Origin of the sequence: Streptomyces roseus (assembly GCF_001044425.1) — a bacterium.
GTDB classification, from domain to species: domain Bacteria; phylum Actinomycetota; class Actinomycetes; order Streptomycetales; family Streptomycetaceae; genus Streptomyces; species Streptomyces roseus.
In genome coordinates this window covers 1-5,231 of the sequence record NZ_LFML01000113.1, presented here as the reverse complement: position 1 = coordinate 5,231, position 5,231 = coordinate 1, and the positions used below count along the sequence as shown (strand labels likewise).

The window sequence follows — 5,231 nt, the reverse complement described above, 5'->3', positions numbered from 1 at the left end:
GCGAGATGGACCACCGTGTCCACGGCGTGCTCGGCGAGCACCCGGGCGATGGACGACTGCCTGATGTCCGTACGGATGAACTCCGCCGGCCATGAAGTCGCCGAGCGCCCCGGCACGTTCGGGAGGCACGCGCACCCGTGTCCTGCCGGGTGGCGCCCGCGGGCAGGGCGGGGACGGGCGTCAGGGGGTGACCTCCCGGGGGAGGGCGTGGCCACGGAGCCAGGTGGCGAGCGCGGTGAAGTCCGCCGGGGTGAGGCCGAACCGCGGGTCCACGCGGTGCAGCAGGGCCCGGCCCGGGTGGTGCGCGCGGACCCATGTGCGGTCGACGGGGGCGATCTCGTCGTCCACCCAGACGAACGGGCGGCCGGCGGCGTACTCGACCAGGGGGCGGGTCTTCCAGTGGGTCCGCGCCCGGGGGTCCTCCTCGGACAGGTCGGGCCAGGCCACCACCGGCAGCTCCGGCAGTCCGATCCGCGGTGCGACCCACGCGTTCGCGTCGGCCATCCAGGTCGTGGCCCAGACCAGTTCGCACGGCAGAGCCAGGAGACGGGCTCCGAGAGCGGGATCGTGCCTCGCGAGGAGGGGGTTCGCCCCGGGGCGCGCCCCGTACGTCGGGTAGCCGTCGGGGAGGTCCCGGGAGGTGGCCCCGAACGGGATGAGCGGTCCGTCGATGTCGAGGAAGAGGACGGGAAGGGGCGCGGGGGCGGGTCGCCGCGTCGGGCTGGGCATGGCGGCACCGTAACCCCGGGGGTGGAACCGCGGGCCCCGCGATCCCCTCTTCCACGGCAGGAGGGGGATGAACATGATCATGACGAGAACGGCCGTGGCCGTGACGGCGGGGCGCGCGGTGGGGGTGGGGCTGCTGTGCGCCGTGCTGGCTGCCTGCGGTACGCGGCACGCCGGCGGGGAGGCCGCGGCGCCGCCGCCCGCGCCGGCGGCCCCGGCGAAGGAGACCTGCGGACTCGACCGCACGACGGGCGGCGCCGGCACGGGTCTCCCCGATCCCCCCACGGAGGAGCAGACGGGCAGCGCCTACGCCGGTCCGCCCACCGATGAGGAGACCGGTGGTTACGCGGGCCCGCCCACCGATGAGGAGACCGGCGGGTACGCAGGGCCGCCCACCGACGAGGAGACCGGCGGGTACGCGGGCCCGCCCACCGACCAGGAGACCGGCGGGTACGCGGGCCCGCCCACCGACCAGGAGAGCGGGAGCGGCCACGCCGGGCCGCCCACCGACGGGGACATCACCAACGGCGCCGGGCCCTGCGGCGGGGCCGGGTGGTTCGACATGACACGGGACTTCAACGCCTACTACGCCCAGCGGCGCACCCCGGCCGACACGCTCCTGCCCGAACGGGCCGTCGAGGAGGCCCGGGTGCGCAAGGGGCGGGACGCCGGGGAGGCGGTCGTCACCTTCTCCACGAGATCCGTCGGCAAGGGCCTGTGGGAGGACGGCCGTCGGATCGCGGACGTGTTCGTGTCGTGGCGGCGCGAGGTGTACCAGGACCACGGCACCGTGTCCGTCCGCACGGGCAAGGGAGAGGTCATCGCCACCTCGACCTGGTGAGGCGGGGGCGCGGACGCCGCCTCACGGCCACTGCGCGTCCCAGAACGCGCAGTGGTGTTCCGCCGGCCCGTTCACCGTGTGGATCCCGCCCGGTCCCGGCGCCAGCGACAGCACCCGTCCGGCCGCGTCGAACCGCGGCCATCCCGGCGGCCTGCCCGTGCGGGCGAATGCCGTCCAGTCGGCGGTCATCCGCCGCGAGAGCGCCCGCTGCGGGCCCGTCAGGGCGGCGTCCATCGTGAACAGGTAGGGCAGTTCGAGGCCGTGCGAGGCGCCGTACGGGAAGCCCGGCACCTCCGGCAGGCCCGTGAAGTTCGGCGCGTCCCGGTCGCTGAACCGGTACGCGTACACCGGCGCGTACCGGGCCATCGCCCGGCCGTCGCGCAGCGCCGGGCAGATGAACGAGGCGTCGGACAGGACGGCGGCGAAGGCCAGCGCGGGGGTCGGGTACGCCGCCACCGGGTACCGCGCCTCCACGGCCGGGACGGCCCCGGTGCCGAACGACTGCTCCACCCGCGCCCGGTAGGCGGCCGCGTCGGGGACGGGGAACGCCGCCAGGCTCTGCGCCAGGAAGATCCGCATCTCGTCCCGGTCGACGCCCTCGATCACCGGCACCCGGTGGAAGCGGCCGTGCTCCAGGGCCCGCCGGGGCTCCTCGGGCAGCAGGCGGTTGCGGCCGCCGTAGGAGACGAGCGAGAACCGCGTCATCAGCTCCGGCGTCGCGAGCGCCCTCGCGTCCTTGCCGCGCAGGCAGTCCAGTACGGCGCCCGGCTCGGTCCGGTCGCAGCCCAGCGCCGCGGCCGTCTCGACCCCGTCCGCGACCGTGCGCTCCTCGGGTACGAACGGCTCGTACCGGCCCGGCGTGGGCAGCACCGAGCGGGGCGGCATGGTGGTCGAGCAGGAGCCGCTCTGGAGGACTGCCCGCCGGAACAGGCCCGCCGAGGCCGGTGAGGTCAGGTGCGTGCAGATGGCGAGCCCGCCCGCCGACTCTCCGAACAGCGTCACGTCGGACGCGTCGCCTCCGAAGCGGACGGCGTTGGAGCGCACCCAGCGCAGCGCCGCCTGCTGGTCGGCGATGGCGAGGTCGGGAGCTCCGCCGAGCGCCGGATGCCCGAACAGGCCGAAGATCCCGAGCCGGTAGTTGACCGTGACGACCACGGCGCCGCCCTGGACGGCCAGTCGCTCCGCCCGGTACGCGTCACCCGCTCCGTTGAGGAAGCCGCCGCCGTGGAACCAGACCATGACCGGGCGTCCGCTCCCGCCCGGCCGAGGTGTGGTCACGTTCAGGTACAGGCAGTCCTCGGAGCCGCTCGGCCCGCCCGGCCCGATCGCCGGCAGCTGTACGCAGCGCGCTCCGGGCGCCCCGGCGTCGCGTACGCCCGTCCAGCGCGCGACGGGCTGCGGAAGCCGCCAGCGCAGCGGGCCGGTCGGCGGCGCGGCGAACGGGATCCCCTCGAAGGTCCGGTACGCGCCGTGCGCGGTGCCCCGCAGGGACCCCCGGTCGGTGTCCACCACGGGCCGGTCATCCGCAGCCGCGCCCGCCGCCGCCGGTCCGGCGCCGGGGGCGGCGGCGCCGACGGTGAGCATCAGGAGAGCGCACCACACGGCGCTCCGGCATCGTACGAAGCGCCCAGGGGACACCGGCGACCGCCTCTCGTCGTTTTCCGCCTCCGCCCCGCCCTCTTTCCCCCCGTACGCGCGATGTCGCTATCGGCGCTGCACGACACCCCGGACGTACGCGGCCTGTCCCGCGTGCTGGAGGTCGTCGGCGATGATGCTGACCAGCCGTGCCCCCAAGGTGACCGGCGGGTCCCAGCCCGTGTCGACCACGCGGTCCAGATCGGTGGCGGAGAGCCCCCCGACGAAGGCGGCGGTCCGCTCGTGGACGGCGTCGAAGTACCCGAGCAGCAGCTCGTCCGACTCGACCAGGACGGTCCCGGCCTGTTTGGCCGAGTGCCCGTAGCCGGTGGCACCGGCGGGCAGCGGCAGCGCGAACCGGGCGGACCACTCCTGCTCCGTCCAGACCTGCTCCAGGCCCGAAGCGTCCGCGACGTGGTCGTCCTGGACCCGGGTCAGGTGCCACACCAGCCAGGCGATCGAGTTCGCCTTCGGGTCGATCCGCGCGTTCAACTCCTCGGCCGAGAGCCCCTCGACCACCTCGTGCACCACCTCGTGGATGCGCCCGTACGCGTCGGACAGTGCCTCCGTGGCCTTCATGTGCCGCCTCCAGACGTGGTGTCGTCCCCCGTGACGTGCGACATCGGCCGGCGCCCGGGCGACCGGCCGATGGATGGACCCGCGCCGGGCTACATGGGATCCATGCCCCGGTCGTCGATCTTGTCTTCCTTCTCGCTCTGCTCCTGGAGCCGGCGGGCCTTCTCCTGGAGCCTGCGGCGCTCCTCCGGGTCGGCGGAGCGTTCGGCCGCCGTGTTCAGTTCCTGCGCCTTCTCGCGCAACTGCCGGACCCGGCCGCGGGATTCGCCTGCGCTCATGATCACTCCTCGGGTGTGGGGGTTAAGGAGACCCGATTCAGCGAAACAGCAGCCCCGCGCGGGCGCATCTCGAACCGCCCGGCGCGGTGACGGCCGCCGGAGTCGGCTCCCCCGTTTGCCCGCCCCGAATGGCGCAGCGGCGCCCGGTGCCGGTGAATGGTGACCGAGCGTGCGCTTCCCATGACGCACGTTGACCGGCGCGCGATGTGTAGACCCACGCGTCGGCGAACGGAGCTTTCCATGAACGACCCCATCACGCTCGCGGCGACGCAGGACGACGACCCCCGCGAGCTCCACGACCCCGACCCCACCGGTACGGCGACGGCGTCCCCGACGAGCACCGAGCCCGTACGGACCCTGCTGGAGACGGCGGGCACCTGTCGGCCCCTCCAGGAAGTGGCCGAACTGGTGACCCTCCTGGAGGAGACCGGCCAGAACCCCGGCCACGGCCACCAGACGCTGCGGGCGGCCGCCGTGGGGCGCCCGATCCAGGACGTGGCCCTGCTGGCCGGCATCCTCGGGACGGACGCGGACGCGGACACGGCGCACGAGCCGCCCTCGGACCCCGGCCCGGCACCCCGGAGCCCCGACCCCGAGCCGCGCGGCACGCTCTTCCGGTCTCCGAGACCGGCGCCGGCCGCCGAGCCGGCGCTCCCGGCCCGAGCGGCCCCGGCGCCTCCGGCGGCCTCCGTGCACCCTGCCGACCCGCCTGACCGGGCCGACCCGAAGGTCCCGGCCGTTCCGTCCGTGCACCCGGCCCGCCCGCCGCGGTCCGGCCGCCCGGCCCGGATCCCCGCGGACTCCCACGGAGCAGCGGCACGGTACGGACGAGGCGCCGGGCGACGGCCCGAGCCCCCGGCGGGGGAACCGTTCGACGCCCCGTACGACGACGAGCGGTACGAGTCCGCGGAGTACCGCCGCGGGTACGGGCGCGGCCCGGACGGCAAGCGGGGCGCGGCCCCCGCCGGCCCGCTGCGCCACCCGCTGCGGTGGCCGGTGGCCGCGGCGCTGCTGCTCTGCGGTGCCCTGCACCTGCCGAGCGATGTGACGGCCCTGTCGTCGCAGACACCGACCGCGATCGCCGCGCTCCTCGCCACCGTGGTGTGCATCGGGCTCGGCGCGCTGATCGCGGTGCGCGACACCGCCGGGGTGTGGCGGGCCGGCGCCGTGGGCGC

At 75.5% G+C, this 5,231-nt stretch carries 6 protein-coding genes; 2 read left to right on the top strand and 4 right to left on the bottom strand.

The window, feature by feature from the left end; genetic code table 11:
- Positions 1-180: 180 nt before the first annotated feature.
- Positions 181-729: an HAD domain-containing protein gene (locus ACS04_RS25825; RefSeq protein ID WP_048479174.1), complete on the bottom strand. Its 549-nt coding sequence runs from the start codon at positions 727-729 to the stop codon at positions 181-183.
- Between the two features lie 73 nt (positions 730-802).
- On the opposite strand from ACS04_RS25825, the gene ACS04_RS25820 reads away from it, so the two are divergent.
- Complete coding sequence (locus tag ACS04_RS25820) at positions 803-1,567, top strand: hypothetical protein (RefSeq protein ID WP_158977503.1); 765 nt, start codon at positions 803-805, stop codon at positions 1,565-1,567.
- 21 nt (positions 1,568-1,588) lie between these two features.
- Here the strand turns inward: ACS04_RS25820 and ACS04_RS25815 are convergent, their stop codons facing one another.
- The 3 genes from ACS04_RS25815 to ACS04_RS25805 form a co-directional block, all read right to left on the bottom strand.
- Positions 1,589-3,151: a carboxylesterase/lipase family protein gene (locus tag ACS04_RS25815; RefSeq protein ID WP_048479172.1), complete on the bottom strand. Its 1,563-nt coding sequence runs from the start codon at positions 3,149-3,151 to the stop codon at positions 1,589-1,591.
- 120 nt (positions 3,152-3,271) lie between these two features.
- Positions 3,272-3,781: a mycothiol transferase gene (locus tag ACS04_RS25810; RefSeq protein WP_048479171.1), complete on the bottom strand. Its 510-nt coding sequence runs from the start codon at positions 3,779-3,781 to the stop codon at positions 3,272-3,274.
- A gap of 89 nt (positions 3,782-3,870) precedes the next feature.
- On the bottom strand, positions 3,871-4,056 hold the full coding sequence (locus ACS04_RS25805; RefSeq protein ID WP_048479170.1) for a DUF6381 family protein: 186 nt from the start codon (positions 4,054-4,056) through the stop codon (positions 3,871-3,873).
- Positions 4,057-4,296: 240 nt separating this feature from the next.
- Between ACS04_RS25805 and ACS04_RS25800 the strand changes: the two genes are divergently transcribed.
- Positions 4,297-5,231 (top strand): hypothetical protein (locus tag ACS04_RS25800; RefSeq protein ID WP_048479169.1); only part of this gene is annotated, 935 nt, incomplete at its 3' end.

Bases quoted from the DNA above. Each gene is read 5' to 3' on its own strand.
- ACS04_RS25825 (WP_048479174.1), bottom strand. From the start codon at position 729: ATGCCCAGCCCGACGCGGCGACCCGCCCCCGCGCCCCTTCCCGTCCTC.
- ACS04_RS25820 (WP_158977503.1), top strand. From the start codon at position 803: ATGATCATGACGAGAACGGCCGTGGCCGTGACGGCGGGGCGCGCGGTG.
- ACS04_RS25815 (WP_048479172.1), bottom strand. From the start codon at position 3,151: ATGCTCACCGTCGGCGCCGCCGCCCCCGGCGCCGGACCGGCGGCGGCG.
- ACS04_RS25810 (WP_048479171.1), bottom strand. From the start codon at position 3,781: ATGAAGGCCACGGAGGCACTGTCCGACGCGTACGGGCGCATCCACGAG.
- ACS04_RS25805 (WP_048479170.1), bottom strand. From the start codon at position 4,056: ATGAGCGCAGGCGAATCCCGCGGCCGGGTCCGGCAGTTGCGCGAGAAG.